At 62.0% G+C, this 26579-nt stretch carries 23 protein-coding genes; 14 read left to right on the top strand and 9 right to left on the bottom strand.

The genetic code is table 11. From position 1 onward, the window contains the following. Position 1: 1 nt before the first annotated feature. Together M2360_RS19285 and M2360_RS19280 are read left to right on the top strand one after the other, a co-directional pair. The gene (locus M2360_RS19285; RefSeq protein ID WP_280776907.1) at positions 2–1513 is read left to right on the top strand and encodes an ATP-binding protein; all 1512 of its coding nucleotides are present in this window, start codon (positions 2–4) and stop codon (positions 1511–1513) included. After that, positions 1513–2196 carry a response regulator gene (locus M2360_RS19280; RefSeq protein WP_280776906.1) on the top strand — a complete coding sequence of 228 codons (684 nt, stop codon included), beginning with the start codon at positions 1513–1515 and terminating at the stop codon, positions 2194–2196. The genes M2360_RS19285 and M2360_RS19280 overlap by 1 nt, the downstream gene beginning before the upstream one ends. A gap of 17 nt (positions 2197–2213) precedes the next feature. Here the strand turns inward: M2360_RS19280 and M2360_RS19275 are convergent, their stop codons facing one another. Further along, positions 2214–3122: a hypothetical protein gene (locus tag M2360_RS19275; RefSeq protein ID WP_280776905.1), complete on the bottom strand. Its 909-nt coding sequence runs from the start codon at positions 3120–3122 to the stop codon at positions 2214–2216. Between the two features lie 181 nt (positions 3123–3303). Continuing rightward, positions 3304–4437, bottom strand: coding sequence for a site-specific DNA-methyltransferase (locus M2360_RS19270; protein ID WP_280776904.1), 1134 nt, complete (start codon positions 4435–4437; stop codon positions 3304–3306). Positions 4438–4840: 403 nt separating this feature from the next. On the opposite strand from M2360_RS19270, the gene M2360_RS19265 reads away from it, so the two are divergent. Next, positions 4841–5614 carry a carbonic anhydrase gene (locus M2360_RS19265; protein ID WP_280776902.1) on the top strand — a complete coding sequence of 258 codons (774 nt, stop codon included), beginning with the start codon at positions 4841–4843 and terminating at the stop codon, positions 5612–5614. 153 nt (positions 5615–5767) lie between these two features. Further along, entirely contained in the window at positions 5768–6424 is a 657-nt protein-coding gene (locus M2360_RS19260; protein ID WP_280776901.1) for a glutathione S-transferase family protein, read from the top strand. A 101-nt stretch (positions 6425–6525) separates the two neighbouring features. Here M2360_RS19260 and M2360_RS19255 read toward each other — a convergent pair whose 3' ends face one another. Together M2360_RS19255 and M2360_RS19250 are read right to left on the bottom strand one after the other, a co-directional pair. Further along, positions 6526–6870 (bottom strand): RidA family protein, encoded by a 345-nt coding sequence (locus tag M2360_RS19255; protein ID WP_280776899.1) that lies wholly within the window; start codon positions 6868–6870, stop codon positions 6526–6528. Between the two features lie 128 nt (positions 6871–6998). Continuing rightward, a complete protein-coding gene (locus M2360_RS19250; protein ID WP_280776898.1) occupies positions 6999–7355 on the bottom strand; it encodes a DUF4406 domain-containing protein in 357 nt (118 codons plus the stop codon). A 130-nt stretch (positions 7356–7485) separates the two neighbouring features. On the opposite strand from M2360_RS19250, the gene M2360_RS19245 reads away from it, so the two are divergent. Next, complete coding sequence (locus M2360_RS19245) at positions 7486–8682, top strand: alpha/beta hydrolase (RefSeq protein ID WP_280776897.1); 1197 nt, start codon at positions 7486–7488, stop codon at positions 8680–8682. A gap of 35 nt (positions 8683–8717) precedes the next feature. On the opposite strand, the gene betA is transcribed toward M2360_RS19245, so the two are convergent. After that, positions 8718–10367 carry a choline dehydrogenase gene (gene betA, locus M2360_RS19240; RefSeq protein WP_280776896.1) on the bottom strand — a complete coding sequence of 550 codons (1650 nt, stop codon included), beginning with the start codon at positions 10365–10367 and terminating at the stop codon, positions 8718–8720. Between betA and M2360_RS19235 the strand changes: the two genes are divergently transcribed. Both M2360_RS19235 and M2360_RS19230 read left to right on the top strand, forming a co-directional pair. Further along, the gene (locus M2360_RS19235) at positions 10348–10713 is read left to right on the top strand and encodes a hypothetical protein (protein WP_280776895.1); all 366 of its coding nucleotides are present in this window, start codon (positions 10348–10350) and stop codon (positions 10711–10713) included. The two genes, betA and M2360_RS19235, sit on opposite strands and share 20 nt — an antisense overlap. A 6-nt stretch (positions 10714–10719) precedes the next feature. Further along, a complete protein-coding gene (locus M2360_RS19230; RefSeq protein WP_280776894.1) occupies positions 10720–11085 on the top strand; it encodes a helix-turn-helix transcriptional regulator in 366 nt (121 codons plus the stop codon). 261 nt (positions 11086–11346) lie between these two features. On the opposite strand, the gene betB is transcribed toward M2360_RS19230, so the two are convergent. The 3 genes from betB to betC form a co-directional block, all read right to left on the bottom strand. Further along, entirely contained in the window at positions 11347–12810 is a 1464-nt protein-coding gene (betB, locus tag M2360_RS19225) for a betaine-aldehyde dehydrogenase (RefSeq protein WP_280776893.1), read from the bottom strand. 265 nt (positions 12811–13075) lie between these two features. Beyond that, complete coding sequence (locus M2360_RS19220) at positions 13076–13336, bottom strand: DUF1344 domain-containing protein (protein ID WP_280776892.1); 261 nt, start codon at positions 13334–13336, stop codon at positions 13076–13078. Between the two features lie 280 nt (positions 13337–13616). Further along, positions 13617–15146 carry a choline-sulfatase gene (gene betC, locus M2360_RS19215; RefSeq protein WP_280776891.1) on the bottom strand — a complete coding sequence of 510 codons (1530 nt, stop codon included), beginning with the start codon at positions 15144–15146 and terminating at the stop codon, positions 13617–13619. Positions 15147–15393: 247 nt separating this feature from the next. Here betC and M2360_RS19210 point away from each other — a divergent pair, with 247 nt between their 5' ends. The 3 genes from M2360_RS19210 (at position 15394) to M2360_RS19200 (ending at position 19088) form a co-directional block, all read left to right on the top strand. Continuing rightward, the gene (locus M2360_RS19210) at positions 15394–17205 is read left to right on the top strand and encodes a bifunctional diguanylate cyclase/phosphodiesterase (protein WP_280776890.1); all 1812 of its coding nucleotides are present in this window, start codon (positions 15394–15396) and stop codon (positions 17203–17205) included. Positions 17206–17264: 59 nt separating this feature from the next. After that, positions 17265–18269 carry an NAD(P)H-quinone oxidoreductase gene (locus tag M2360_RS19205; protein WP_280776889.1) on the top strand — a complete coding sequence of 335 codons (1005 nt, stop codon included), beginning with the start codon at positions 17265–17267 and terminating at the stop codon, positions 18267–18269. A 129-nt stretch (positions 18270–18398) separates the two neighbouring features. Further along, the gene (locus M2360_RS19200) at positions 18399–19088 is read left to right on the top strand and encodes an HAD family hydrolase (RefSeq protein WP_280776888.1); all 690 of its coding nucleotides are present in this window, start codon (positions 18399–18401) and stop codon (positions 19086–19088) included. Positions 19089–19340: 252 nt separating this feature from the next. Here M2360_RS19200 and M2360_RS19195 read toward each other — a convergent pair whose 3' ends face one another. Beyond that, entirely contained in the window at positions 19341–19931 is a 591-nt protein-coding gene (locus M2360_RS19195) for a hypothetical protein (RefSeq protein WP_280776887.1), read from the bottom strand. A 245-nt stretch (positions 19932–20176) separates the two neighbouring features. Here M2360_RS19195 and thrC point away from each other — a divergent pair, with 245 nt between their 5' ends. The 4 genes from thrC (at position 20177) to M2360_RS19175 (ending at position 26441) form a co-directional block, all read left to right on the top strand. Continuing rightward, positions 20177–21574 (top strand): threonine synthase, encoded by a 1398-nt coding sequence (gene thrC / locus M2360_RS19190; RefSeq protein WP_280776886.1) that lies wholly within the window; start codon positions 20177–20179, stop codon positions 21572–21574. Between the two features lie 23 nt (positions 21575–21597). Beyond that, positions 21598–22899, top strand: coding sequence for a pitrilysin family protein (locus tag M2360_RS19185; protein WP_280776885.1), 1302 nt, complete (start codon positions 21598–21600; stop codon positions 22897–22899). A 27-nt stretch (positions 22900–22926) separates the two neighbouring features. After that, positions 22927–23538, top strand: a complete 612-nt coding sequence (locus M2360_RS19180; protein ID WP_280776884.1) for a GNAT family protein — start codon at positions 22927–22929, stop codon at positions 23536–23538. Between the two features lie 62 nt (positions 23539–23600). Next, the gene (locus tag M2360_RS19175; protein WP_280777059.1) at positions 23601–26441 is read left to right on the top strand and encodes an EAL domain-containing protein; all 2841 of its coding nucleotides are present in this window, start codon (positions 23601–23603) and stop codon (positions 26439–26441) included. Positions 26442–26579 lie beyond the last annotated feature (138 nt).

Genomic DNA, 26579 nt, shown 5'->3' with positions numbered 1-26579 from the left:
CATGACCGAGAGATCCCGCCGCATCACCGCTGGTTCCGCTAGCCGCCCCGAGACGTCGGGGCGGGCCTATCTCTGGGCGGCGGCGATGGCGGCGGCGGCGACGCTGATCGCCCTGCCCTTCCGCTCGCTGACCGATCCCGACACCCTGACGCTGGTCTATATGACCGCAGTGGTGGCCACCGCGCTGCGGCATGGGTTCGGACCGTCGGTTTTCGCCTCGATCCTGGCGGTGGCGGCGTTCAACTTTGTCTTTGTCGAGCCCTATTACACATTCGAGGCGTTGAGCGCCGAGGCCTATTTCACCTTCGCCATCATGTTCGCGACCTCGCTGATCGTGGCTGCGCTGACATCGGGCCTGTCGCGGCGCATGTCGAATGTCGGGCGCGAACAGGCGCGCACCCGGCGGCTTCTCGACTTTTCCCGAGACCTGTCGCGCGCCACCAGCCCGGCCGAAATCCACGCCGCCGCCGTAGCGCATCTCGCCCGGGATTATGATGCAGCCGTCAGCCTGCATCTCGCCGATGCACAGGAGACGCGTTTCTGGCAAGGACCGGAGCGCGACAGGGCGCGCGTCACCGAGGCGATCCGGATGAATTCCGCCGCCAATCTTGCTGCGGAAGACGACATCTGGATCGCGAGGCTAGAAGCGGCGGGCGAAACCGTGGGATGGCTGGCGCTGGAGCGGGCCGAGGCCGGCGCGCCCTCCGGGGAAGCGTCGCTGGAGCTCGAAACACTGGCCGCGCTGATGGCTGGCGCGGTAGCGCGGGCGGAGAAAACCGAGGAAGCGGCCCATGCCGAGGCCGCACGCGAGGCCGAGACGCTGCGCAATGTGCTTTTGTCGTCGCTGTCGCATGATCTGAGAACACCGCTCACCGTGCTCAGCGGCACCATCGGCGCGCTTGCCCGCATGCGGCGCAAGCTGCCGCGCGAGGCTATGGAGGAAGTCGCGAGCCTGTCGCGCCAGATCGCTTATCTGCAAAAATTCACCGGCAATCTCCTGAAAATCTCGGCGATTTCCTCGGGCGACCTCAAGCTCAACCGGCAGGTCTACACGATCCAGGAAATCGTCGGGGCGGCGCTGGCGCGCATGTCCGAGCGCAAGGGCGAACGCACCATCCGCACCGCGATAAGCGGCGACATTCCGCTGGTGGAGATCGACGGGGCGCTGATCGAGCAGGTCGTCGCCAATCTGCTCGAAAACGCCATCGAGCACACGGATGAAGACGGCGAGATCGCGGTGGAGCTTGCAAGCCGCGGCCAATTCGTCCAGATCTCGATCTCCGACAATGGCCCCGGGCTGGGGCCGGGAGACGAAGACATGGTGTTCGAACGCTTTCGCACCGGCAGCCATATCGGCTCCGATCGCAAATCGGCAGGCGCTTCGGGCCTCGGCCTCGCCATCTGCCGGGGCGTGGTGGAGGCGCATGGCGGCCGTATCGACGCCGGCAACAATCCCGGCGGCGGCGCGCGCTTCTATTTCACTCTGCCCGCCTTCGAGACGGAAACCGCCTGATGGGCGTCTGCGTGCTGATCGTGGAAGACGAACGAGAAATCCGCCGGCTGGTGTCGGCGGCGCTGACGCTCGCCGATTTCGAGACGATCGAAGCCGAAACCGGCAAGGCTGGTCAGCAGGCGCTGATGTCCAAGCGGCCCGATCTCGTGCTCCTCGATCTCGGCCTGCCCGATATGGATGGACAGGACTGGATCCTCAGCGTGCGCGAATGGTCCAAGACGCCGATCCTCGTGCTGTCGGCGCGCGACCAGGAAGGCGAAAAGATTGCGGCGCTGGAAAACGGCGCCGACGATTATCTCACCAAGCCGTTTTCCTCCGGCGAATTGATCGCCCGCATCCGGGTGGCGCTGCGGCATGCGCATGGCAAGGACGGCGCGACAGAGCCGATCCTCCGCTTCGAAGACCTCGAGATCGACCTCGCCGCCCGCCGCGTAAACCTCGGCGCGGACGAGGTGCGGCTGACGCCGATCGAATACAGACTGCTGATCACGCTCGCGCGCCATGCCGGCAAGGTGCTGACCCATGGGCAATTGATGAAGGAAATCTGGGGCAAGCGCGCCACCGACAACAATCAGGGGCTGCGCATCCACACCCAGCATCTGCGCGAAAAACTGAAGGACGACCCGCTGTCGCCGCGCTTCATCATCACCGAACCGGGGATCGGCTACCGGTTCAAGGGGTGACCCCCTGCCGGTGGGATCTACTTTCTCGGATGCAGGATGCCGGCGCTGTGGATCGTGCGGTTCAGCGCCGCTTCCAGCATCATCAGCTTGGCGATCTGATAGGAGAGATATTCGTCGAAGAAATTCTGTGAAATCCATAGCGGCGAGCGGCCTGGTCGACCGGTCCAGCCGATGCTCTCCAATCGCATGGCCTGGGCGAATTTGCGGCTGAGATGGGTGACGGAAAGGCCCGCGAGCTGGGCGAGGCTGGCGATGGAGTGATGGCCGCTGGTGCGCCAACGCGGGTCGCTGTTGTCAGGCGGTAGAATTTCGGAAAAGATCCGGTCGAGAATGACGCTGCCGTCGTCGATCCAGACGAACAGCGAAAAGGTCGGCGCGGCCTGGCTGATCCCAATCGATTTCATCAGCGTTTCGCAGACCAACGGCTGGACTTCGTCGAACAGGCCGGGTTCGGCGCGGAAGCGGGTGCCGCGCTCACCGCCATCCAGCGCATCCAGCGTCTCGAAATGCACGATATGCCAGTGGCGGGCGAGGTCCAGCGTCTCCTGGGTCAGCACAACCGGCTTGAGCCGTTTGTCGCTCGGCGACACCTTGCGCTCGATGATGCGGTAATGCTCCATTTCCTTGATGAAGGCGTCGGCGGTGTTGCGCGAAACGATGCCATGCTGCTCGACCGCATCGAGAAAGGCGGCGACATGGATGCCTGTGCGGCCGGACCGGACATACATCGACATGGCCAGATGCGCCATCAGATAGCGCTGATGCGTCGCCATGATCGAGGCGGCGCGGGGATGGGTCTGCGCCGTCGCCAGCAGTTTGCAGGCTTGCGCCCGTAACGCATCGATCAGCCCGGGATGGCTGGCCAGACTGGAGAACAGACTGCTCTTTGCGAAATCCGCCTCATGCGCGGACAAGATCTTATGCACAGCTACGATCCCGGTTTTTTGCCCGCTCGCGGCGGTCGATTACGAGCCACATGGCTCGTGATCATAACGGGCGCATAATAGAAAAAATTCTCATCCTTTACAATAAATCGGAAGGCGGGCGCTTGCGCGCCCGCCGGCAACCTTGCGGGGAGAAGATGGGGGCGCAGTCGGCTGCTGGAGGTCAGCCGGCCGCGTCCCCCATTCCTTTGCGGACGACAGCCCGGAGATCATCGATCGGGCGCAGGGTGGAGCCCTCCTCGAAGTGCCAGAACGTCCATCCGTTGCACGCATCCAGCCCCTGGACCTTGGCGCCCAGGCGATGGATGGATCCTGCTTCGCCGCCCGAGGCGAGCGTGCCGTCGGCGCGAACAATGGCGGCGTGGCGGCGCTTGGCGTCGGTCAGCACCGCGCCCGGCTTGATGAGGCCGCTTTCGACCAGCGTGTTGAAGGCGACGCGCGGCTCCTGCTTCTTGCCGGTCATCACCGTCAGTTCAGCCGAGCCGAGCGGCTCGACGGCGGCGATGCGGGCGGACGCCGCGTCGATGTAATCCTGCTCGCGCTCGATGCCGACAAAGTTGCGGCCGAGACGCTTGGCGACGGCGCCGGTGGTGCCGGAGCCGAAGAAGGGATCGAGGATCACGTCGCCGGGCTTGGACGAGGCCATGATCACGCGCGCCAGCAGCGCCTCCGGCTTCTGGGTCGGATGCACCTTCTTGCCGTCGTCGCCCTTCAGGCGCTCGCCGCCCGAGCAGATCGGGAACAGCCAGTCCGAGCGCATCTGCACATCGTCATTGGCGGCCTTCATGGCGTCGTAGTTGAAAGTGTAGCTCTTGGCGTTCTGGTCGCGCGAAGCCCAGATCATCGTCTCATGGGCGTTCTGGAACCGGCGGCCCTTGAAATTCGGCATCGGATTGGTCTTGCGCCAGACGATGTCGTTGAGGATCCAGAAATTCATGTCCTGCAAGGTCGCGCCGACGCGGAAGATGTTGTGATAGGAGCCGATCACCCAGATCGTGCCATGCGGCTTGAGCACGCGGCGGCAGGCGAGCAACCAGGCGCGGGTGAAGGCGTCATAGGCCTCGAAAGAGGCGAACTGGTCCCACTCGTCGTCGCAGGCGTCGACGAGGCTCTGGTCGGGACGATGCAGCGCGCCGCCGAGCTGAAGATTGTAGGGCGGGTCGGCGAAAATCACGTCGACGGATTTATCCGGCAGCGCCTCGAGCGCGGCCACGCAATCGCCCTTGATGATGGAATTGAGCCAGGAATTCGACTGGACGCCCGAACGAGCTTCCCGGAGCGACAGGACTGATGCCATTTTTCAAACTCGCCAATACGCGTTACGCCTTTAACTGTCCGTTATGGTTACCGAGTTTGGTTACCAAATGCTGAAACCCATCCGGAAAAAGCGATATTTTTCGCTGCGCCGAGCGACGCCGGCGCGCGCCGATGGCGTCATTTCACCGCCAAGAACCTGGGAAATCAGGATATTGACGCGGCCCCGGAGCCCGGGACGAAAGCTGACAGGGCGCGTTAGGCGGCCCAGCTTCACGCCAAAGGGCAACCGAGCAAAAACCTGCCCTTTGCGGCAAACATCGCCAATTTTCCGAACGATTGTTGCCTTTCCTTAATCAATCATCGCTAGATTCTTACATTGTCGCCCCGGCCCGCGATTTCGCTCCATGCCGACGCGTCACCACTGTTTTGGGAGGGAAAAGCGCATGTGCCTGGATTGCCTGCCGACGCGGCTCAGCCGCCGCAACATCATGAAATTCGCGGGCCTCGGCCTCGCCGCCGCCGCCAGCATGCCGATCATCGCTTCGGCGTCGGAAACCAAACACGCCGCCCAGCATGAGGAAAAGCCGGCGGATCAGCACCATGCCGCCGCCGCCCCCGCCCTATCGCCCAACGAGGCGCTCGAGCGGCTGAAAGAGGGCAATAGCCGTTTCATCAAGGACGCCAACGCCTGCGCCGCCAACCTGGCGGGACGCCGCGAGGAACTGGCGGGCGGCCAGCATCCCTGGGCGATCATCCTGACCTGTTCGGACAGCCGCGTGACGCCGGAACTGGTGTTCGGCGGCGTGACGCTCGGCGAACTCTTCGTGATCCGCAACGCCGGCAATGTGCTGGACACCGGCGCGCTGGGCACGATCGAATATGGCGCGGAACATCTGCACGCGCCGCTGGTGGTGGTGATGGGCCACAAGAAATGCGGCGCGGTCGCGGCGGCCTGCGACGTCGTACAAAAGGGCACCCAACTCGAAGGCTCGATCGGCAAGATGGTGCAACCGATCCTGCCGGTGGCCTTGAACACGCTGTTCAAGTCTCCCGACTTCGTCAATGAAACCGTGGCCAACAACGCCATCAGCGGCGCCCATCGCATCACCGAAGAAAGTCATATCGTCGCCCATCTGGTCGAACAGGGCACCGTCAAGGTCGTGTCCGCCGTCTATGACATCGAAAGCGGCAAAGTGGATTTTCTCGACGCCGCCTGAGAACGCGCCGCCGCCCCTCCCCGTTTCCCCCGCGTCCGGATTCGCTGGCGCGGGGACCGGCGATCAAAAATGCTGATGGCGGACTTCGCGCTTTTTGATTGGACCGCTCCCGCCGCGCCATGCTGAATGGCGCGACGAATGGAGAGCGGTTTCATGCTGACAATCTACGGCGTTTATCAATCCCGCGCGTCGCGCGTCTACTGGGCCGCCCTCGAACTTGGCCTCGATTTCGAAAGCGTGCCGGTGATCCAGAGCCGGCGGCTGCCGCAGCCCATCGCGCCGGACGCGCCTATTCACACCCATGCGGCCGAATTCCTCGCCATTCATCCCAATGGCCATATCCCGGCAATCGACGATGACGGGTTGGTGATCGACGAGTCGCTCGCCATCACCCTGTATCTCGCCCGCAAGCATGGCGGATCTCTGGCCGCGCAGACCCTCGCCGAAGAAGGCGCCATCCTGTCGTGGAGTTTCTGGGCCGCCACCGAGATCGAGCCGCAGACGGTGAAGATCGTGCTGACCTACGACACTGGGCTGGAAGCGACCGATGGCGGACGCGAGACGATTGCGGTGGCCCGACGGATGTTGAAGCGCCCGCTGCAGCGGCTGAACGATCATCTGGGCAAAAGCGATTACCTGACCGGCGGCCGCTTCACCATGGCCGATCTCAACATGGCGGAGATCATCCGCTACGCGCTGAGCGAGACGGATTTCATGGCCGATTATCCCCACATCCTCGCCTGGATGGACCGCTGCCACCACAGGCCGGCGTTCCGCGAGATGATGGCGCGGCGCAAAGCCGAGGGCTGATCGTGTCTCACCCTTGCCGAAAGCGCCCGGTCGGTCCGCCCCTGCCCGCTTTCGGATAAACGGCCGCGCGGCGCAAAGCCCGCGGCCGTTCGTCTTCTCGATCAGAGAGCGACGATCGCCGTCATCTCGACCTTGTAGTTCGGGGTGGCGAGACGCGCTTCCACCGTGGCGCGGGCCGGCGGGTTGGCCTTGTCGACCCACTGGTCATAGACGCTGTTCATGGCGGCGAAATCGCCAACCGAGGCGAGATAGACATTGATCGACAGGATCTTGGCCTTTTCCGTGCCGGCTTCGGCGAGGATGGCGTCGATGGCCGCCAGCACTTCCTGGGTCTGCTGCTCGATCGAACCCTTTTCGTCGTCGGCCACCTGGCCGGCGACATAGAGAACGCCATTATGGGCGACGGCGGCGCTCATGCGCGGGCCGGGCTGGTAACGCTTGATCATCGGGATCTCCTTCAAAACATCTTGGCGATTGGGCCGGCTGTTTTCGTAGAGATTTGGCGGGGGCGAGCAAGCGAATTCGCACGCCTTGCGCTGAAGACGCCCCAGTTTTCCCCGCCTCGATCCGAAGATCAAGCGACGCCCGGAACGTCCTTCAGATCGAACCAGACGGGAATGCCGCGCTCGCGGGCAATGCGGACGTCATTGTCGGCACCTTTCGACGCGCCGGGCAATCTCAGCACGCCCTCGCATAGCGCCAGCAGGCGATGGGCGACGGGATGGAAGATCTGCTCATAGAGATCATCGCCCACCGTCTCTCCGCCCGCCGCCGCCCAGACCGGCAGCGCCACCCATTCGCCGATCATCGGCACGTGGCCAGCCTTGAACAGCGCGAAGGACGGCGCTTCGAGCGTCCTGAGATTGGCCGCCATCTTGGCGGGATCGTCATTGGTTCCGGAGCGATAAGGGCCGGCGATCAGAATGAGCATGGGATTTCCTTTGGTGTTGGTTGCTCGCCACTCAGGCGATTTCGTGCAATATCGTGCATTTTCGCGACATGTCAAGCCGGTTTTGACAAGGCCAGGGCGGATCACTTTCGTTCAATATCAACGAGCAAGTATGACTGGCGCGGGCGCGGGCGCGCTGTTATGGAGGGCGATGATCGAAAACATCTGCGGGACCGACATGACGACGCGCGATTTCCGGCTTCTTTCTTCGAAAGCCGTCATTCTCTACGCCATGACCGCACTCGCGCTGACAGGTTGCGGGTCACGTCCATCGCCGGAAACGCTGGCGACCGTCGACACGCGCGGCATTCCCAAGCTCGCCACCGAACAGGTGTTCGCCATGACGACGCGCGGGCGCATCAAGCCCGACGAGAATATGTTCGACAATTCCAAGGCGATCGACGCCTCCTACGCCGCGTTCACGGTGTCGATTCCGCCCAATCACAAGAGTTCCGAGGTTGAATGGCCCGGCGCGAAAGCGGACCCGAAAAAGACCTTCGCCATAGCGGGCCAGAAGCGGCTCGACCAGAAGGAATTCATCGACGCCATCGATCACGCCGACCCGAACAGCCGCGATATCGGCATTTTCGTGCATGGCTACAACAACAGCTACCAGGAAGCGTTGTTCCGCATGGCGCAGATGGGGCATGACGCCAATATTCCCGGCGCCAAGATTGTCTTCTCCTGGCCATCACAGGCCGAGCTTGCCGGCTATGTGGCCGACAAGGAAGGCGCGACCTATTCCCGCGATTATCTCGCCCAACTGCTGATCGAGGCGACAAAACAGCGCAAGACCGGCGAAGTCTATGTCTTCGCCCATTCCATGGGCTGCTGGCTGACGGTGGAAACCTTGCGGCAGCTGAAGCTCGCCAAGCGCGACGACGTGCTCGACAAACTGAAAGTGGTGCTGGCTTCTCCCGACATCGACGCCGACGTGTTCCGGACGCAGATGCAGGTGATCGGGAAGATGAAACTGCCGATGACCATTCTGGTCGCGCCCGACGACCGAGCGCTGGAAGTGTCGAAACTCCTCTCCGCCAGCAGTCAGCGCCTGGGCGCGCTTGACGTTCATAATCCCCAAGTGCTGGCCGCCGCAGAACGCGTCGGCATCCAGTTCATCGACATCTCCAGCGTGAAGCCGCTGGATTCCACCAATCACAACCGCTTCGCCGACGTCGCCGTTCTCGCGCCCGCGTTGCGCGACGAGAAAAAAGCCGGCATCAAGGACGCCGGCGCCTTCGTCTTCAACGCCGCCGCCGCCACCGTGTCGAGCCCGTTCAGGATCGTGTCGGGGGTGTTGAGCCAGTAGCAGCAGGGGCATCCTGAGGCGAAGCAGACAGGCGTTTACCGATCGCTCACGTCCCAGCGCGGATTGATCCACGGCTCCTGGTTTGACCGAGCCAGCGGCTGCTTGCCGAGGATATGGTCGGCGGCTTTTTCGCCGGTCATGATCGAAGGCGCGTTGAGGTTGCCGTTGGTGATATGCGGGAAGATCGAGCTATCGGCCACGCGCAGGCCGTCGACGCCGATGACCCGGGTTTCGGGGTCGACCACCGCCATCGGATCGTTCCTGTCGCCCATCTTGCAGGTGCCGCAGGGGTGATAGGCGCTTTCGAGATGTTCGCGCAGGAAGTCGTCAATCTCGGCGTCGGACTGGACGCTCGCGCCCGGCTGGATTTCGCGTCCGCGATAGCGTTCGAACGCCTGCTGGCCGAATATCTCGCGGGTGAGGCGCACGCAGTGGCGGAACTTCACCCAGTCTTCCTCATGGCTCATATAGTTGAAGCGGATCGCCGGATCGGCCTTGGGATCAGAGGAGCGCAATGTCACCGCGCCCCGCGATTTGGAGAGATTGTAGCCGACATGGGCCTGAAAACTGTGGGCCTTGGCCGCCGCCTTGCCGTCATAGCGCACGGCGACCGGCAGGAAGTGATATTGGATATCAGGCTGCTTGACGCCTGGCGCCGAGCGCAGGAAGGCGCAGGATTCAAACTGGTTTGACGTGCCCAGGCCCTTCTTGAAGAACAGCCATTGCGCGCCGGCAAGGCCCTGCATGTACCAGGGCAGCCAGCTATAAAGCGACACCGGCTCCTTGCACTCCTGCTGGAAGTAGAACTCCATGTGATCCTGCAGGTTCTGGCCGACGCCCGGACGGTCAACCTTCACCTCGACGCCCAGCTGGCGCAGATGCTCGGCCGGGCCAATGCCTGAGAGCATCAAGAGTTTGGGCGAATTGAAGGACGAGGCGGAGATGATGACTTCGCGATTGGCCTTGACGACCTCGATCTGGCCGTTGCGCTCGATCTCGACGCCCGTGGCGCGACCATTCTCGATCACGATCTTGCGGGCGAGACAGCGGATCAGCTCGACATTCGGGCGCTTCAACGCCGGCTTGAGATAGGCGGTGGCGGCGGACCAGCGGCGGCCCTGCCAGCTCGTCTGCTCCATCTCGCCGAAGCCTTCCTGCTTCTCGCCGTTGTAATCCTTCGTCACCTCGAAGCCCGCCTCGCGGCCGGCGTCGATGAAGGCCTTGTAGAGCGGGTTGGGCGAGCCGCCGCGACGAACATGCAGCGGGCCGTCGGTTCCACGCCAGCCTTCTTCGCCGCCATGGGAATTTTCCTGGCGCTTGAAATAGGGCAGCACGTCGGCATAGGCCCAGCCGCGCGCGCCGAGCGCTTCCCAGCGGTTGAAATCCTCGGAATGACCGCGGACATAGACCATGCCGTTGATGGACGAGGAGCCGCCGATGACTTTCCCGCGCGGCGCCGTGATGCGGCGATTGTTGAGGTTCGGCTCGGGTTCGGAGAGATAGCCCCAGTTATACTGCTTCATATTGAGCGGCCAGGCGAGCGCCGCCGGCATCTGGATGAAGGGGCCGATATCGGTGCCGCCGAATTCCAGCACGATGACGCTGTTCTTGCCGTCTTCGGAGAGACGCGCGGTCAGCGCCGAGCCGGCCGATCCGGAACCGATGATGATGAAGTCTGCTTGCATGCTATTTTCCTCGGCCGCATTGTGGGACGCTGACTACGAAAAGCTCAATGTGAATAGCTATAAATTCGACACAGATATCGCCCAGAGCTATATTCTCATCATGAAGCAAATCGTCTATACTCGCGAAGCTGGAAAGAGCTTGGATCGCATGCAGCCCAAGCGAAAGGCTGCCATTCTCACCAAGCTCGAAGAGTATGCTCGTGGAGAGCCGGTCGACATCAAGAAGATGGCCGGCATGGAATATTTTCGCATCCGCGTCGGCGGAGATAGGGTCATCATCGATGATCAAGGCAGAGTTATCATGGTGATAAATGCCGGACCGCGCGGCGGCATTTACAAGGAGTAGCGCGAAATGGGCGAAATGCAGAGACTTACTATCGATGGCAAGAACTACGTTCTGTTGAGCGAAGACGACTATGAAGACCTTATCGACGGGTTGCGCGCGGATGTGATCATGGCCCGTGTCAGTGCAGGCGAAGAGACATGGCCACATGAACTGGTGAAAGAACTTTCTGAAACCGACAGCCGCATCCGCACCTATCGTCAGTATCGCGGCATGACCATGATGGAATTGGCCAAGGCGGCCGGCATCTCCCAGCCGCATCTGTCGGATATCGAAACCGGCAAGAAGACCGGCTCTGTCGATGCGCTGAAACGCATTGCGACGGCGCTGCGGGTGGATCTGGACGATTTGGTTCCGTTGCGAGACAGCGATTGAGCGGACATGACCCTGCCGACGAGAGGCTTTTGCCCCGCGTCCGCTTTTGGTCATGTGCGCCGCTGTGTTCATATCCTGGTCCTGCTTATCCGAGTTAAAGAGCCCCTCCCAACCCTCCCCACAAGGGGAGGGCTTAATCTGTGGCGACGCTCCCACGCCTCCCGTCCTCGCCGCATCTGGCGCGCCGTCGTGTTTGGACGGAGGCGGCGCGGCGGTTTAGGCCCCTCCCCCTTGTGGGGAGGGGTTGGGGGCGGGGTCCACTTAGTACGGCGCCTCGCATTTGCCCATCGCCACATAGACCGTCTTCAATTCGGAATAGTGGTTGATGGCGGCGAGCGAATTTTCGCGGCCGAAGCCGGATTGCTTGACGCCGCCGAAGGGGATTTCCACCGGGCAGAGATTATAGGTGTTGATCCAGAATGTGCCGGCTTCGATCTGGTCGGCCATGCGGTGGGCGCGGGCGATGTCCTTGGTGAACACGCCGCCGGCGAGGCCGAATTCGGAAGCGTTGGCGCGGGCCACGACATCCTCTTCGCCGTCGAAATCGAGCACGCACATAACAGGGCCGAAAATTTCTTCTCGGGCGATGGTCATGTCGTCGGTCACGTCGGCGAACACGGTCGGCTGGATGTAATTGCCCTCAGCCGGCACGTCATTGGGAATGGCGCCGCCCGTGATGAGGCGGGCGCCTTCGGCCTTGCCCTTGTCGATATAGGACAGGATCTTCTCGCGCTGGGCGCGGTTGATCACCGGACCCATCTGGGTCGCCTCATCCATCGGCTCGCCGATGACGATGGCTTCGGTGCGCGCCTTGAGGCGGGCGAGGAATTCGTCCTTGACCGCTTTGTGCACGAAGACGCGCGTGCCGTTGGAGCAGACCTGGCCGGTCGAATAGAAATTGGCGAGCATGGAGCCGGAGATCGCCGAGTCGATATCGGCGTCGTCGAACACGATCAGCGGCGACTTGCCGCCGAGCTCCATGGTCACATGCTTGAGATGACCGGCGGCTGCTTCCGCCACCTTGCGGCCTGTCGGCACGGAACCGGTCAGCGAGACCTTGTTGACATCGGGATGGTTGACCAGTTGCGGGCCGGTGGCGCGGTCGCCCTGGATGACATTGTAGAGGCCCTTGGGCAGGCCGGCTTCGATGAGGATCTCGGCGATCTTCAACGCGCCGAGCGGCGTATTCTCCGACGGCTTGAACACCATGGCGTTGCCGCAGATCAGCGCCGGCGCGCCTTTCCAGCAGGCGATCTGCTGGGGATAGTTCCAGGCGCCGATGCCGACGCAGACGCCGAGCGGGATGCGCTTGGTGTAAGCCCAGTCGCCGCCGAGCGGAATATGCTCGCCGTTGAGCGCAGCAGCCGCGACGCCGCCGAAAAATTCAAACGCGTCGGCGCCCGAAGTCGGATCGGCGACGATGGTTTCCTGGATCGGCTTGCCGGTGTCGAGCGTTTCCAACTCGGACAGCTCGCGGTTCTTGGCGCGCATGATGTCGGCGGCGCGCTTGAGAATGCGGCCGCGCGCGGTCGGGCTCATCTTCGCCCATTCCACCTGCGCCGCCTTGGCCGAGGCGATAGCGCGCTCGATGATGGCGGGCGTGGCGGCATGCAGCCGGGCGATCACTTCGCCCGTGGCCGGATAGACGCAATCGAAAGCCGCGCCGGCCGGATCTTCGATATATTCGCCGTCGATGAAATGGCTGGCTGGCGGTTGTGCGCGCATGATTTTCCCCTTGCCGGCAGGAGCCCCGGACATGCTGTAATTACACAAGCATATAACCAGCCTGCGACAAAGCGGTCTTGCTGGCGCCTCCCATTTTTGTCCCGATTGCGACATTCCCGCTTCGCAGGAACACCGATGGTTCGAAGAAACAAAAAAAGCGTCCAGTAGACCGGACGCCAATGAAACGGCTGAAACGTCAAAAAAGGAGAACGGCCGGCGCTGCTGGAGAGGGGGGCTTGGCGCGCCGACCGTTCGCGAGGTCAGATCAATTGACGACCGTGACCTTTTCCGCTTCGAGCTTCTTGCCGGCCTTCTGATAGGCAATCTTGACCTTTGCGCCGGCCTTGATGTCCTTGGCGTTGAAATTTTTGGGAAGCATGAACGTGTCGCCATTGGCGAGCGTCAACTGGTGATGGGAGCCGCTGATGGCCTTGACCGTGCCGGTCACGGTTTCGCTGGCGGCGAAAGCGAGCGGCGCCATGGCGAGCGAAGAAGCAACGAGAGCGGAAGCGAACAGAATACGCATTGTATAACCTCCAGGTAAAACGGACACATATAATTTCTGATGTCCGACTTACTTTCGGATCGTCCGGATTTGTCGCGTCGCGCCTTCTTGTTGTTCAAGCGCCGGCAAATTCCCGATCCGTGAGGACAATTGATATTCGGTTTCCGGAGAAACTCAAATTAATTCAAGGAAATGATTTCTAACGTCACTGTGTCGCGAATTTAATCCGGCTCGTAAGGATGGCGCCACGATTTCGCCTGGATCGAAGGCGGCTGCGCCAAAGCAGCCGCCTTCGGCTTCATCATTCTCCGCGCGGATAGCGCTTGTCGCCTTCGAGATTATCGAGGTTCATATGGTTGCGCATATAGCGCTCCGAGGCCTTTTGCAGCGGCTGATGATCCCAGGGATAATAAGCGCCGTTGCGCAGCGCCTCATAGACCACCCAGCGCCGCGCCTGGCTCTCGCGGACGTCCTTGTCGAAGGCGTCCATATCCCAGCGGGCGGCGACGCGGGCGCGGAAATCGGCAACGATTTCGGCGCAAGCGGGATCGGCGGCGAGATTGCGAAGTTCTCGGGGATCGGCATCGAGATCATAGAGCTGGTCTGGGTCTAGGGCGCAATGGATGAACTTCCACTTGCCCTCGCGAATGCCGACCAGCGGCGCGTAAGACGCTTCGGCGGCGTATTCCATCAACACCGGCGAGACGCGCTTGCCGCCGTCGATCACCGGGACAAGGCTTTCGCCATCGGTCCAGGGCAGGATCTCCTCGATCGACAGGCCGGCGAGATCGGCGATCGTCGGGGTGATGTCGAGATTGGAGACCGGAACGTCATGACGGCCGGCGGTGACGCCGGGGCCGGCAATCATCAGCGGCACGCGGGCGGCGCCCTCGAAGAAATTCATCTTGAACCACAGACCGCGCTCGCCGAGCATGTCGCCGTGATCCGAGCAGAACAGGATCATCGTGTCGTCGAGCTGGCGGGTGCGGGTCAGCGTATCGATCAGTTCGCCGACCTTCTCGTCGAGATAGGAAATGTTGGCGAAATAGGCGCGACGGGACCGGCGGACATTGTCTTCGGTCAGGTCGAAATTGGTGTAGTCGCAGGACATCATGATGCGCTGGGAATGCGGGTCCTGCGCGTCGAACGGGATGGGCGCGACCTCTGGCGCCAGATGCGCACAATCCTCGTAGAGATCCCAGAACTTGCGCCTGGCGACATAGGGATCGTGCGGATGGGTGAAGGAGACGGTGACGCACCAGGGGCGGCGGTCAGCGTCGTCATTCTCCCGGGCCAGATGATAGATCTTCTGATTGGCGAAGAAGGCGACCTCATCGTCATATTCCATCTGGTTGGTGATCTCGGCCACCCCTGCCCCGGTCACCGAGCCGAGATTGTGATACCACCAGTCGATGCGCTCGCCCGGCTTGCGATAATCCGGCGTCCAGCCGAAATCGGCGGGATAGATGTCCGTGGTCAGACGCTCCTCGAAACCATGCAATTGGTCTGGTCCCACAAAATGCATCTTGCCGGACAGACAGGTGTAGTAACCGGCCCGACGGAGATGATGGGCATATGTCGGGATGGAAGAGACATATTCCGCCGCATTGTCATAGACGCGGGTGCGGCTGGGCAACTGCCCGGCCATGAAGGAGGCGCGCGCCGGGGCGCAGAGCGGCGACGACGTATAGTTGTTGACGAAACGGGCCGAGCGGCCGGCGAGCGCCTTGAGATGGGGCGCATGCAGAAAATCAGCCGGGCCATCCGGAAAGAATGTGCCGTTCAACTGATCGACCATGATGATGAGAATGTTGGGCTTCTTGGCGGACATGGACCCCTCTTGGGCAATGGGTTTTCGGCGATGGCCGAAGTTAAGCCGAAGCGGATGCAACGAGCGGCGCAGGAGCCGCGTTTTATGTTCCGCTTGCGACAGAAACACGGCGCGCGCCACCCTCGGCAACTATTGATTTTATGAGGAAATAATCATTCGCGACAGTCATAAAACTATCATTCTTCAAAAAGGAAATATTCAATAATTTCAGACAGCTTATGCACGACTTCGATTGCTGGAGCCCTGCATGGCCGCCCTGACCAAAGAAATTTCCGCCTTTCCGCATACCTATGCGGGCGAAAAATTATTGACGATCGCCAAGCTTGTTCTCGACCCCGCTTTTCAGCCCGTGGTCGAGACCGCCACCGGCGCCGTGTTCGGGTACGAATCCTTGATGCGCGGCCATGACCAGATGGGATTTTCCTCGCCGATCGATCTGATCGACCGCATGGCCGAGACAGGCCAACTGGCGGCGCTCGACCAGATGATGGCGGGACGCGCGCTGGCGAAATTCTCGACCCTGCCGGATTTCCGTTCGTCGACCCTGTTCATCAATCTCGACTTTCGGCTGATCGCCGAAAGCGGACCCATGCTCGACGTGCTGACCCGTCATCTCAAGACCCATATGGTTCCGCCGTCGTCGATCTGCTTTGAACTGTCCGAACGGTTCGACAATATGACAGCGCCCGAATTCGGACCGCTGATGGCGCGGCTGCGGCGGTCGGGTTTCAAGGTCGCCATCGACGATTTCGGCGTCGGGCGCGGCGAGTATAAATTGCTGGCCGACCACGCCATCGACTATCTCAAGATCGACCAATATTTCATCCGCGGCATCGGCGACAGCGCCAAGAAGCAGCATCTGGTGCGCAATATCGTCGGCATGGCCCACACGCTGGGCATTCGCGTCATCGCCGAGGGTGTGGAAACCGAAGAGGAGTTCCTCGCCTGTCGGGAATTCGGGGTGGACATGGTGCAGGGCTATTATATCGCGCGTCCCTCGGTGAATGTGGACGACCAGAAGCGCAGCTATCCGCATCTGCGCGACAAATCGAAAAACCGCGCCGCGGGCCGCTCGCTCGACGAACTGCTGATCCGCAAGCAGGTCGAGCATATTCCGAGCGTCTATGAAAACGATTCGGTGGAGACCGTCTTCGAGATGTTCCGGCAGAACCCGGACCTGAGTTATTTCCCGGTGTTGAACGTCAACAACGAGCCGCGCGGCATCATCCAGGAAAAGGAACTGAAGGAGTATATCTATCACCCCTTCGGCCGCGACCTGTTGAAAAACCGCGACTATCTGCGTTCGATCTCCTATTTCGCCAAGGCCGCGCCGATCGTCAGCCTCGATTCAGGCACCGACGATCTGGTCACTGCATTCGCCAATATGGAAGGCTGCCATTGCGTGCTGCTGACCGAGAACATGCGCTACTCCGGCGCGATCTCGGCGGCGTCGCTGATCAAGATCCTCAATGAGAAGCAGCTCAAGACCGCGCAGGACCAGAACCCGCTGACTGGCCTGCCGGGCAATCTCGCCATTCTCGATTTCCTGCGCCACACCTCCAAGGACGGCGACGAACGGCGCTACTATTGCTATTGCGACTTCGATAATTTCAAACCGTTCAACGACCGCTATGGCTTTCATGCCGGCGACCACGCCATATCGCTGTTCGCCGCGCTGATGCGTCGCTACTTCTTCCACGAGAGCGAATTTATCGGCCATGTCGGCGGCGACGATTTCTTCATCGGGCTCACAGGCTATACCGAAGAGGAGATGATCCATCCGCTCGGCCGGCTGCTCAATGATTTCGCCTCCGAGGTCGCCGATCTCTATTCGGAAGAAGAGCGGACCCAGGGCTATATCATGGGCCATGACCGTCAGGGCGTGCAGCGCAAGATCGGGCTGATGCGCTGCTCGATCGGCGTGCTCGAAATCCCCGAAGGCGCCGTCATCAGCGATATCGACCGGATCAGCGCCGAGATCGCCCATGTCAAGGCGGGCGCCAAGATCAGCGACACCGGATTGTGCATCGCCCGCCTCGGAGAGATCGAGCGGGCCTGAACCGACTTTCCCCTAGAGGCGTTCTCCGGTAACACTCGCCGCAAACACGGAGAACGCCGATGACCGCTTCCCTGCCCGCCTCCATGCGCTATGTCGACCTGCCCGCGCCCGGCGGCCCTGAGGCCATGACGATCGCGGAGGGCCCCCTGCCCCAGCTTCGCGACGGAGAGATCCTGATCCGGGTCGAGGCAGCCGGCGTCAACCGGCCGGATGTCGCGCAACGTCAGGGAACCTATCCACCGCCGCCGGGCGCGAGCCCCGTGCTCGGGCTCGAAGTGGCCGGCGAAGTGGTCGCGATCGGCCCCAGCGTCAGCGCGCTTTCCCTTGGCGACAAGGTCACCACGCTCGCCAATGGCGGCGGCTATGCCGAGTATTGCGCGGTTCCCGCCACGCAGGCGCTTGCCTGGCCGAAAGGTTATGACGCCATCCGCGCTGCGGCGTTGCCCGAGACCTTCTTCACCGTCTGGGCCAATCTGTTCATGATGGCCGGATTGAAGGCGGGCGAAAGCGCGCTCATCCATGGCGGCTCCTCCGGCATCGGCACCACGGCGATCCAGCTCGCCTCTGCGCTCGGCGCCAAAGTCTTCGTGACGGTGGGCTCGGACGACAAGGCGGAAGCCTGCGTAAAACTCGGCGCTATCAGGGCCATCAACTACAAAAGCGAGGACTTCGCCGATGTCATCCGGGCCGAGACCGGCAAGGCCGGCGTCGATGTCATCCTCGACATGATCGGCGCGGCCTATTTCGACAAGAATCTGCAATGCCTCGCCAAGGACGGTCGCCTGTCGATCATCGCTTTTCTTGGCGGCGCGGTGGCGGAGAAGGCCAATCTTGCCCCGATCATGATCAAGCGCCTGCGGGTGATGGGCTCCACGATGCGCCCGCGCACGGCGGCGGAAAAAGCGGAGATCCGCGATCAGTTGCAGGCTCGCGTCTGGCCGCTGCTCGAAGCCGGCAAGGCTGCTCCCGTCATCCATGAAGTCTTCGACTTCACAGACGTCGTGGAGGCGCATCGGCTGATGGAATCAAGCGCACATATCGGCAAGATCATGCTGAGGATGTGAAGGCTGACTTGAGCCGCCGTATCCCGCGCAGCGAATGACCCGTCAAAGCAGCCATGCGCCGTCGCGCATTGCCTGACAGACGCCAATCATGTAGGCGGAGCCTATTCCAGACCAACATAGAGACCTCCCATGTCCGGCTTCGACCTCATCCTGTTTGACTGCGACGGCGTGCTCGTCGATTCTGAAATCATCGCGGCGGAAGTCGAATCCAAGCTGTTGCGCGACAATGGTTTCGAGATCACCGCCGAGGAGATGTGCATCCGGTTTGCCGGCATGGACTGGAAGAGCATTCTGATGACGATCGAAAAGGAAGCGGAACTGCCGCTTTCTGCCTCGCTGATCGACAAGTCGGAAGCGCTGGTCGATCGCGCTTTGTCGATCCGCGTCAAGATGATCGAGGGCGTGCGCACAGCGCTGTCGCGCCTGACCGAACAGCGCTGCATCTGCTCGAATTCGTCATCCAAGCGGCTCGATATGATGCTGACCAAAGTCGGGCTCAAGCCTTATTTCGAGGGCCATATCTATTCGGCCAAGGATCTCGGCCCCGATCGCACCAAGCCGAAGCCGGACATTTATCTGCATGGCGCCAAGCAGTTCGACGCCGATCCCGCCCGCTGCCTGGTGATCGAGGATTCGGTGCATGGCGTCCACGCCGCCCGCGCCGCCGGCATGCGGGTGATCGGCTTCACCGGCGGCTCGCACACTTATCCCACCCATGCCGACCGGCTGACCGACGCCGGCGCCGAGACGGTGATTTCGCGCATGACGGAACTGCCGCAGATGGTGGATGCGCTGAAGAGCTGGAGCGAATTGGCTTGATATCGAGGGCGGCGTCTGTCGCTGCTCGCTGGATAAGGTAATTTCGGTTGAGTTGACCGGCGTACACCGCCCCTCTTCCCCCCTGCCGGGACCTTCTCCCCGCAATGCGGGGCGAAGGAGGATTGAGCGGCGACCTTGCAACAATCGCCCTTCTCCCCGTTCTACGGGGAGAAGGTGGCGGCAGCCGGATGAGGGGCAAGCCGCGACATCTCATGCATCAAAATGAAGGACGACCAACGGCCGCCCCAAATCTCACTTCGTGCTATAGGGACCTTCATCGATGCCGGCGAACAGGCGGGTCAGGCCGGTCGCGCCCTGGCTGATGATCACGTCGTCCTTGGTGAACAGGAACTGGGTGGCGCCGAGATTGTCCGGCACGGTGACCGGGAACTTGGTCAGCTCCGAATAGAGCGTCGCATCGCCATCGGTGGCGGCGACCCGGATCGGCAGCGTGTAAGTTCCCGCCTTGCCGGCCGGGCCTGGAATGATGCGGCCCTGGACCACCACCGTCATCCTGAGGCCTTGATCGGTCTGGAAGCACTGGCGCGTGGTGCGCTCGAGCGTCGCCTGGAACACCAGCTTGCTCGGATCTGCCGAGCCATCCGGCCCCTTCTTGACGCCCCGCACATACTCGCGGAACACCGCCGTGCCTTCGCGCAGATAGATCTGCGGGCACTGGCCCTGGACGACGACGGGTGTCTGCGAGGCGTTGGCCGGTGCGGGCTCCGCCTTCACGGTCGGCGCAAAGCCGCGATTGCTGTCGGGATAGGATGGCGCCGTGCAGCTCGCCAGAGCCGTGAGCGCCGCGAAGGAAGAGATAAGTCCGAGAAGTCTCCGAGACACGTGCTACGCCCCACCCTGATGTGACCACGCCGCGCGATGCGGACGATTCACCACTGTTTTCTTTCTCTTTCGGACCTTTTCATGGCCCGGCGATGTGGTCTATACCAGCGACCAAACAAAAAATCGATTGGCCGGAATAAAGATTCAGCCATTTTCCGGGGCATTCCGGACGCAAAATGGACAATCGCGCGGAGCCTGCGCTGATAGGTTTCACCCGGCTCAAGCGACATCAGGAGAGGCAGCACGTGCGCTATGTTTCCACCCGGGGCGAGGCCCCAAAGCTCGGTTTCTCGGACGCCCTGTTGACGGGTCTGGCGCGTGACGGCGGCCTCTACATTCCCGAGGAATGGCCGCATTTCTCCAAGAAGGAGCTCCGTTCCTGGCGCGGCCTGTCCTATCAGGACATCGCCTTCAAGGTGCTTTCGCCCTTTGTCGGCGGCGAGGTCGACGACCAGGATCTCAAGCGCATGATCGACGAGGCCTACGCCACCTTCAAGCATCCGGCCGTGGCGCCGCTCGTGCAGTCGGGCCCGAATTCCTTCATTCTCGAACTTTTCCACGGCACCACGCTGGCCTTCAAGGACGTGGCGATGCAGTTGCTGGGCCGGCTGATGGACCATGCGCTGGCGGCGCGCGGCGAACGCGCCACCATCGTCGGCGCGACATCGGGCGACACGGGCGGGGCGGCGATCGACGCCTTCGGCGGCCGCGACCGCACCGACATCTTCATCTTTTTCCCGCATGGCAAGGTTTCGCCGGTGCAGCAGCGCCAGATGACCACCACCTCGCATAACAATGTGCACGCCATCGCCATCCAGGGCGACTTCGACGATTGCCAGAATCTCGTCAAGGCGATGTTCAACGACATCAAGTTCCGCGATTCCATGGCGCTCGCCGGCGTCAACTCGATCAACTGGGCGCGCATCATGGCCCAGATCGTCTACTACTTCACCAGCGCGATCGCCTTGGGCGGACCGGACCGCAAGATCTCGTTCACCGTGCCGACCGGCAATTTCGGCGATATTTTCGCCGGTTACGCCGCCAAGCGCATGGGCCTGCCAGTGGGCAGACTGGTGATCGCCACCAATGACAACGACATTCTCGCCCGCACGCTGAAAACCGGGCGCTACGAGATGAAGGGCGTCAAGGCCACCACCTCGCCATCCATGGACATCCAGATCTCTTCGAATTTCGAACGGCTGCTGTTCGAGGCCTATGGCCGCAAGCCCGAAAAGGTTCGCCGCGCCATGGACAGCCTCAAGCAATCGGGCGCCTTCGAGATCGAGGCCGAGGCGCTGGCCTTTATCCGCAAAGACTTCAAGGCCGGGCGCGCCACCGAGAAGCAGGTCGCCGAAACGATCAAAAACCATCTTTCGGAAACTGGCTATCTTCTCGATCCCCACACCGCCATCGGCGTGCATGTGGCGGCGAAATACGAGAAATCCAACGCTCCGATGGTGACGCTGGCCACTGCGCATCCGGCAAAATTCCCCTTGGCGGTGGAAACCGCTTGCGGTATTAATCCCGCGCTGCCATCGTGGCTTGCAGGTCTGATGCAAAGGGAGGAGCGCTTCGAAGTGCTGAGTGCGGACATCGAGACGGTGGAGAATTTCATCGCCAAACATGCCCGGATCAGGTCCTGACCGAGGCGTCTTGAATATTGGTCATGAAAGTTGAGTTCACCAGACTTCCTTCGGGATTGACTGTGGTTACCGAGGATATGCCGCATTTGGAGAGCGCCGCTCTCGGCGTGTGGGTGAAGTCCGGATCGCGCAACGAAGCCGCTGACGAACACGGCATCGCCCATCTCCTCGAACACATGGCCTTCAAGGGCACGGCGCGCCGGACGGCGCGCCAGATCGCCGAGGAAATCGAAAATGTCGGCGGCGAGGTCAATGCCGCGACATCCACCGAATCCACCTCCTACTATGCGCGCGTGCTGAAAAATGACGTGCCGCTGGCGGTCGACATGCTCGCCGACATCCTGACGGAATCGGCCTTCGAGGAAGAGGAACTCGAACGCGAGAAAAACGTCATCCTGCAGGAAATTGGCGCGGCCAACGACACGCCCGACGACGTGATTTTCGACAAATTTTCCGAGCGCGCCTATTTCGGACAGACCATCGGCCGACCGATTCTCGGCACGCCCGAGACGGTGATGACGTTTACGCCCGACCAGATCCGCCGCTATCTGTCGCGCAATTATGTCGCCGACCGCATGTTCGTGGTCGCCGCCGGCGCGGTGAAGCATGACGAATTCGTCGAACAGGTGGCGCGACGTTTCTCGTCTCTGCCGACGACGCCGTCGTCACCCATCATCATGGATCCCGCGCGCTATATCGGCGGCGATGTGCGTGAAGACCGCGACCTGATGGACGCGCAAGTCTTGTTCGGTTTTGAAGGCAAGGCCTATCACGCCCGCGATTTCTACTGTTCGCAGATTCTCGCCAATGTGCTCGGCGGCGGCATGTCGTCGCGACTGTTCCAGGAAGTGCGCGAGCATCGCGGTCTGTGTTATTCGATCTACGCCTTCCATTGGGGCTTCTCGGACACCGGCATTTTCGGCGTGCATGCGGCGACCGGCGGCGAGAACCTGCCGGAACTGATGCCGGTGGTGATCGAAGAATTGCGCCGCGCCTCCGAAAAGATCAAACAGGAAGAAATCGACCGCGCCCGCGCCCAGATCCGCGCTCAGCTGCTGATGGGCCAGGAAAGCCCGGCCGCCCGCGCCGGCCAGATCGCCCGGCAGATCATGCTCTATGGCCGCCCCATTCCCAATGAAGAGTTGATGCAGCGGCTGAACGACATCACCACGGACCGCCTGACCGATCTTGCGGGACGACTGTTCTTCGACACCGTGCCGACGATGTCGGCGATTGGTCCCGTCGAACAACTGGCGCCGATGGAAGACATCATGCGGGCGCTGAGCGGCTCTCGGGCTCCGGAACACAAATCCGCCGCCGAATGACGGCTGGCGGAATCCGGGGCGCGTCGCATGGCAAGATCAGTGTTCGGTTTCTTGTCGCGGCAGGGTTCGGGTGAGGATATTTCCGGGCCGGATCACTATCTCCGGCTTCCGCGCAACAGCGACTACAAGGCCTGGTACAAATTGCGCAGCGAGAGCCGGGCCTTTCTCGAAAAATGGGAGCCAGCCTGGGATCCCGACGCGCTGACCGAGAGTTCCTTCCGCACCCGCGTCAATCGCGCCAACCAGGAATTCGCCTCCGGCGTGGCCGTGCCGCTTCTGCTTTTCCACCGCGACACGGAAGACCTTCTGGGCGGCATCACCATCGGCCATATTCGCCGCGGCGCCTCGCAAAGCTGCATGATCGGCTACTGGATGGGCGAAAGGCATGCAGGAAAAGGCCATATGAGCCAGGCGATCGGCCCTGTCATCAGCTATATCTTCATCCGCATGAACTTGCACCGCATCGAGGCAGCCTGTATTCCGGACAACGACCGCTCTATCCGCCTACTTGAAAAAGCCGGATTTGAGCGCGAAGGCTATATGAAATCGTATTTGAAAATTCGGGGCGAATGGCGTGACCACCTTCTCTATGCGCTCGTCCCCAATAAAAACAACAGGTACGGGGCGTTAGGCATTTGAACCTTCTGATTGGAAATCCGGTTGCCGGCGGCCGGGCGGTGTTGTTTTGCCTGCTGACGCTCATGGCGCTCGCGGTCTCGACCCTGTCGGCGTTCGCGCTGGAGCCGGTAAAGATTTCCCGCGAGGACAAGGCGCTCGACCTCACCAGGATCGCCGAGATTTACGCCAACCAGGGCGAGGCCTTTCAGGTGTCGACCGCAGCCGGCACCGACGGCATTGTCCGCCGCATCGAGGTGCGCGCCTCCTCCCCCGGTCATAACGGCGACTGGGCGGTGTTCGCGCTCGCAAATGTGTCGGACGAACAGCTCGAACGGCTGATCGTCGCGCCGCATTATCGGCTGGTCAATTCGCATGTGTTCTGGCCGGATCTCGGATCGGACCGCATCCTGTCGATCACCCCGTCGGAAGGCTTCGCGCTCGATCGGGTGGCCTCCAACGACGCCGACGTGTTCGCCATCACGCTTAACCCTGGCGCGGTCATCACCTTTGTCGCCGAGATCACCTCGCCGGAACTGCCGCAACTCTATCTCTGGGAGCCCGAGGCCTATAAGGACACGGTCAACGCGTTTACGCTCTATCGCGGCATCGTGCTCGGCATCGCCGGCCTCTTGGCAGTGTTTCTCACCAATCTCTTCGTGATCAAGGGCACGTCGATGCTGCCGGCGACGGCGGCGCTGGCCTGGGCGGTGCTCGGCTATGTCTGCGTCGATTTCGGCTTTCTCGAACAATTGTTCGGCGACAACACGCTCGACGAGCGCATCTGGCGCGCGGGCGCGGAAGTGGCGCTGGCGTCGGGACTGGTGATTTTCCTGTTCACCTATCTCAATCTCAGCCGCTGGCACGCCAATCTGGCTTACGCTACGCTCGCCTGGGTGCTGGGCCTGGGCACGCTGTTTGGCGTGGCGATCTACGATCCATCCATCGCCTCGGGCATCGCGCGGCTGTCCTTCGGCCTCACCGCCGCCGCCGGCATTGCGCTGATCGTGTTTCTCGGTTTCCGCCGCTATGACCGCGCCATTCTGCTGATCCCCTCCTGGCTGACGATCATCGCCTGGCTGTTCGGCGGCTGGCTGGCGGTGACGGGACAGCTGGACAACGACATCGTGCAGCCGGCGCTGGCTTTCGGCCTGGTGCTGATCGTGCTGCTCATCGGCTTTACCGTGATCCAGCACGCCTTTGCCGGCGGCGCCTATCAGCAGGGACTGTTCTCCGATCTCGAACGCCAGTCTCTTGCCTTGACCGGATCCGGCGAGACGATCTGGGACTGGGATGTGAGCCGCGACCGGGTGACCACCATTCCCGACATCGCGCTCCGGCTCGGCGCCACGCCCGGCGCCCTGCATGGGCCGGCGCGAAACTGGCTGCCGCGGCTGCATCCCGACGACCGCGACCGCTTCCGCGCCACGCTCGATATTCTGCTCGCCCAGAAAAAAGGCCGGCTCTGCCATGATTTCCGCCTGCGCGCCGAGGATGGCCAGTATCACTGGCTGTCGATCAAGGCGCGGCCGGTGCTGGCCGGAAATGGCGAGATCGCCCGCTGCGTCGGCGTCGTGCAGGACGTGACCGAACAGAAGAACATCGTCGAGCGGCTGTTGTCGGATGCGCTCAACGACAATCTCACCGGCCTGCCGAACCGGCAGCTGTTCCTTGATCGCCTGCAATCGATCCTGGCGCTGACCGGGCAGGAAGAGAAGCTGCTGCCGACCGTGCTGACCATCGACATCGACCGCTACAAGCAGGTCAACGATTCCCTCGGCATCGCCGCCGGCGACAATATCCTGATCGCGCTCACCCGCCGCCTGCGACGGCTTCTGAAGCCGCAGGATACGCTGGGGCGCCTCGCGGGCGACGAATTCGGCATCGTGCTGGTGTCGGAAAGCGACCCCAAGCGCATCGCCGATTTCGCCGATGCGGTGGTGAAGGCGGTGTCGGCGCCCATCAATTTCGCCAATCAGGAGATCATCCTGACCGCCTCGATCGGCGTCGCTTCCTGGACCGATCCGTCGATTTCGGCGGAGGGGCTACTCAACGACGCAGAGCTTGCCATGTATCGCGCCAAGAAATCGGGCGGCGACCGCGTGGAGCCGTTCCAGCCCGCCTTCCGCATGGCGGTGTCGGACCGGCTGCAGCTCGAAAGCGACCTGCGCCGCGCCATCGAGCGCAAGGAACTGTCGATGGTCTATCAGCCCATCGTGCGGCTGGTGGACGCCGAAATCGTCGGTTTCGAAGCGCTGATGCGCTGGGACCATCCCAAGCGGGGCAATGTGCCGCCGGGCGAGTTCATTCCGCTGGCTGAAAACGCCAATTTCATCGGCGACCTCGGCCAGTTCGCCATCGAGCGCGCCACGAGCGATCTGTCGGGCTGGCTGACCCAGACCGGAGATGTGCCCTATTTCGTCTCCGTCAATCTCTCCAGCGCGCAATTGATCAACAGCGCGCTGACCGACGACATCCGACGCGCGCTCAACCGCGCCGGTTGCCCGCCGGAACGACTGAAGCTGGAACTCACCGAAACCGTGGTGATGGAGAATCCGGAGCAATCGCGGCTGGTTCTCGAAAAGATCCGCGATTCCGGCATTGGCCTGTCGCTCGACGATTTCGGCGCCGGCTTCTCCTCGCTCGGCTATATCACCCGCTTCCCCTTCGACACGATCAAGATCGACCAGGCCTTGGTGCGCGATCAGAGCGACAAGCGCGATGTGCTGTTGCGCTCGATCGTCTCTATGGGCGTGGAGCTCGGCATGACGCTGGTGGCCGAGGGCATCGAGAGCGAGGAAGACGCCATCAAGCTCGGCCAAATGGGCTGCCATTACGGCCAGAGCTTCCATTTCGGCCCGCCGATCGGCGCCGACGCTGTGTCGCGTCTGCTCAAGGAGCGGTTTCCGCTGACGCGGAAGGGTTAATGTTTTTCGTGAATTGAAGGCTTTGAGGCTTAGGTCGTGCCCGGCCCCTTGCATGTTGGATTTGCGCTTGGTGATGTATCTTGCGCTCGATCACCCGGGGGTGGCCACCCCCGGGTGATCGACGGGCGGGACCGTATG

It is taken from the genome of Rhizobium sp. SG_E_25_P2 (assembly GCF_029892285.1).
Taxonomy (GTDB): Bacteria; Pseudomonadota; Alphaproteobacteria; order Rhizobiales; family Rhizobiaceae; genus Rhizobium_E.
The sequence above is the reverse complement of the archived record's forward strand: the minus strand, read 5'-3'. Positions and strand labels throughout refer to the sequence as shown.

What these genes read in the sequence shown, in the direction of transcription:
- M2360_RS19285 (WP_280776907.1), top strand. Translation starts at nt 2, where the DNA reads ATGACCGAGAGATCCCGCCGCATCACCGCTGGTTCCGCTAGCCGCCCC.
- M2360_RS19280 (WP_280776906.1), top strand. Translation starts at nt 1,513, where the DNA reads ATGGGCGTCTGCGTGCTGATCGTGGAAGACGAACGAGAAATCCGCCGG.
- M2360_RS19270 (WP_280776904.1), bottom strand. Translation starts at nt 4,437, where the DNA reads ATGGCATCAGTCCTGTCGCTCCGGGAAGCTCGTTCGGGCGTCCAGTCG.
- M2360_RS19265 (WP_280776902.1), top strand. Translation starts at nt 4,841, where the DNA reads ATGTGCCTGGATTGCCTGCCGACGCGGCTCAGCCGCCGCAACATCATG.
- M2360_RS19260 (WP_280776901.1), top strand. Translation starts at nt 5,768, where the DNA reads ATGCTGACAATCTACGGCGTTTATCAATCCCGCGCGTCGCGCGTCTAC.
- M2360_RS19255 (WP_280776899.1), bottom strand. Translation starts at nt 6,870, where the DNA reads ATGATCAAGCGTTACCAGCCCGGCCCGCGCATGAGCGCCGCCGTCGCC.
- M2360_RS19250 (WP_280776898.1), bottom strand. Translation starts at nt 7,355, where the DNA reads ATGCTCATTCTGATCGCCGGCCCTTATCGCTCCGGAACCAATGACGAT.
- M2360_RS19245 (WP_280776897.1), top strand. Translation starts at nt 7,486, where the DNA reads ATGACTGGCGCGGGCGCGGGCGCGCTGTTATGGAGGGCGATGATCGAA.
- M2360_RS19235 (WP_280776895.1), top strand. Translation starts at nt 10,348, where the DNA reads ATGATGAAGTCTGCTTGCATGCTATTTTCCTCGGCCGCATTGTGGGAC.
- betA (WP_280776896.1), bottom strand. Translation starts at nt 10,367, where the DNA reads ATGCAAGCAGACTTCATCATCATCGGTTCCGGATCGGCCGGCTCGGCG.
- M2360_RS19230 (WP_280776894.1), top strand. Translation starts at nt 10,720, where the DNA reads ATGGGCGAAATGCAGAGACTTACTATCGATGGCAAGAACTACGTTCTG.
- betB (WP_280776893.1), bottom strand. Translation starts at nt 12,810, where the DNA reads ATGCGCGCACAACCGCCAGCCAGCCATTTCATCGACGGCGAATATATC.
- M2360_RS19220 (WP_280776892.1), bottom strand. Translation starts at nt 13,336, where the DNA reads ATGCGTATTCTGTTCGCTTCCGCTCTCGTTGCTTCTTCGCTCGCCATG.
- betC (WP_280776891.1), bottom strand. Translation starts at nt 15,146, where the DNA reads ATGTCCGCCAAGAAGCCCAACATTCTCATCATCATGGTCGATCAGTTG.
- M2360_RS19210 (WP_280776890.1), top strand. Translation starts at nt 15,394, where the DNA reads ATGGCCGCCCTGACCAAAGAAATTTCCGCCTTTCCGCATACCTATGCG.
- M2360_RS19205 (WP_280776889.1), top strand. Translation starts at nt 17,265, where the DNA reads ATGACCGCTTCCCTGCCCGCCTCCATGCGCTATGTCGACCTGCCCGCG.
- M2360_RS19200 (WP_280776888.1), top strand. Translation starts at nt 18,399, where the DNA reads ATGTCCGGCTTCGACCTCATCCTGTTTGACTGCGACGGCGTGCTCGTC.
- M2360_RS19185 (WP_280776885.1), top strand. Translation starts at nt 21,598, where the DNA reads ATGAAAGTTGAGTTCACCAGACTTCCTTCGGGATTGACTGTGGTTACC.
- M2360_RS19180 (WP_280776884.1), top strand. Translation starts at nt 22,927, where the DNA reads ATGGCAAGATCAGTGTTCGGTTTCTTGTCGCGGCAGGGTTCGGGTGAG.
- M2360_RS19175 (WP_280777059.1), top strand. Translation starts at nt 23,601, where the DNA reads ATGGCGCTCGCGGTCTCGACCCTGTCGGCGTTCGCGCTGGAGCCGGTA.